This window comes from Rhodoferax sp. (assembly GCF_039922535.1).
In the GTDB taxonomy this organism is placed as follows: domain Bacteria; phylum Pseudomonadota; class Gammaproteobacteria; order Burkholderiales; family Burkholderiaceae_C; genus Rhodoferax_B.
Genome location: NZ_JBDTEM010000374.1, coordinates 1 through 1,932 on the forward strand (window position 1 = coordinate 1; position 1,932 = coordinate 1,932).

The window sequence follows — 1,932 nt, forward strand, 5'->3', positions numbered from 1 at the left end:
GATGCTGGCGGGCAACCAGCTGCGGCAGTTGCCGTCCGAACTGGCGCAGTGCCAGCAGCTAGAGCTGCTGCGCATCTCGGCCAATCCGATGGCGGATGCAGGCAGCCTGCCCGACTGGCTGCTGCGCCTGCCCCGGCTGGCCTGGCTGGCGCGGGCCGGCACGCCGCAGGTGCCCCCATCGGTCAACGCCATCCGCTGGGAGGATCTGACAGTGCAGCACCGGCTCGGTGAAGGTGCGTCGGGGGTCATCTACCAAGCCCAGCGGCAGAGTGAAACGGTGGCCGTCAAACTATTCAAAGGTGCCGTCACCAGCGACGGCTGGCCGCAGAGCGAACTGGCTGCGTGCCTGGCGGTTGACGCGCACCCGCACCTGATAGCCACCCTGGGCCCGCTGGTCGCGCACCCCCAGGGCACGGCGGGGCTGGTGATGCCTTGCATTCCGCCGCACTTCACCACCCTGGCCGGGCCGCCCAGCCTGGACAGTTGCACCCGCGACGTGTACCCGGCGGGCACGGTGTTCTCGCTAGCCAAAGTGCTGCGCATCGCCCAGGGCGTGGCCGCCGCGGCCGCCCATCTGCACGCCAGCGGCCTGCTGCACGGCGACCTGTACGCGCACAACCTGCAGTGCAACGCCGACGGCCACTGCCTGCTGGGCGATATGGGAGCGGCCTCCTTTTTGCCCACCGATGGGGCACAGGCAAAGGCTTTGCAACGACTGGAAGTGCGGGCCTTTGGTTGCCTGCTGGAGGAGCTGCTGGCGCACTGCCCCGAAAATCCTAGCGAACTGGCCGTTCTAAGGAACGATTGTTTACAAACCGAAGTCGCATCACGGCCCCTGTTTGCGCAAATCGTGCAGCGCCTACATTCAATCAATAGTCAAAAGGATCTGGTAGATGCTGCATAGCACCCCTCTCATCACCACCATCGCCACCGCACTCGGGTTGGCGCTGGTGTTTGGTTTTCTCGCCGTGCGGTTCAAGCTACCGGCATTGGTGGGCTACCTGTTGGCGGGGGTGTTGATTGGTCCATTCACACCCGGTTTTGTGGCCGACGGCCAGATTGCGGCCGAGTTGGCCGAGATCGGCGTGATGCTGCTGATGTTTGGCGTGGGCATGCATTTTTCGATGGACGACCTGATGTCGGTGCGCAAGATCGCCCTGCCCGGCGCGGTGCTGCAAATCGCTGTAGCCACCGCCATGGGCGCAGGCGTGGCCCACTTCTGGGGCTGGCCTCTGGGCGAAGGCCTGGTGTTCGGCCTGGCCCTGTCGGTGGCCAGCACCGTGGTACTACTGCGGGCACTGGAAGCCCGCGGTGCCCTGGATTCGATGAACGGCAAGATCGCCGTGGGCTGGCTGGTGGTGGAGGACCTGGCCATGGTGCTGGTGCTGGTGCTGCTGCCCCCGCTGGCGGGCGCGCTGGGCGGCAAAGGTCCCGACGGTGGCGGCAATTTGTGGCTGACGCTGGGGATCACCCTGCTCAAGGTGTCGGCCTTTGTGGCCCTGATGCTGGTGGTGGGCCGCCGCGTGTTTCCCAAGCTGCTGTGGCTGGTGGCCCGCACCGGTTCGCGCGAATTGTTCACCCTGTGCGTGATTGCCGCGGCGGTCAGCATCGCCTACGGTGCGGCCCTGCTGTTTGGCGTGTCGTTTGCGCTGGGCGCTTTCTTTGCGGGCATGGTGATGCGCGAATCCGAGTTCAGCCACCGCGCCGCCGAAGATTCGCTGCCGCTGCGCGAAGCCTTTGCCGTGCTGTTTTTTGTGTCGGTGGGTATGCTGTTTGACCCCAAGGTGCTGGTCGAGCAGCCGCTGCAGGTACTGGCCGTGCTGGCCATCATCATCGTCGGCAAATCCATCGCCGCCGCGGCGCTGGTACTGGTGTTTCGCTACCCGCTGAATACGGCCTTGAACGTGTCGGCCAGCCTGGGGCAAATTGGCG

At 65.5% G+C, this 1,932-nt stretch carries 2 protein-coding genes; both read left to right on the forward strand.

The annotated features are described in order from the left end of the window. Positions 1-904 (forward strand): protein kinase (locus tag ABI213_RS17930; protein WP_348028070.1); only part of this gene is annotated, 904 nt, incomplete at its 5' end. Next, positions 894-1,932, forward strand: a 1,039-nt coding sequence (locus tag ABI213_RS17935) for a cation:proton antiporter (RefSeq protein ID WP_348028071.1), incomplete at its 3' end; no start/stop codon positions are given. The genes ABI213_RS17930 and ABI213_RS17935, both read left to right, overlap by 11 nt.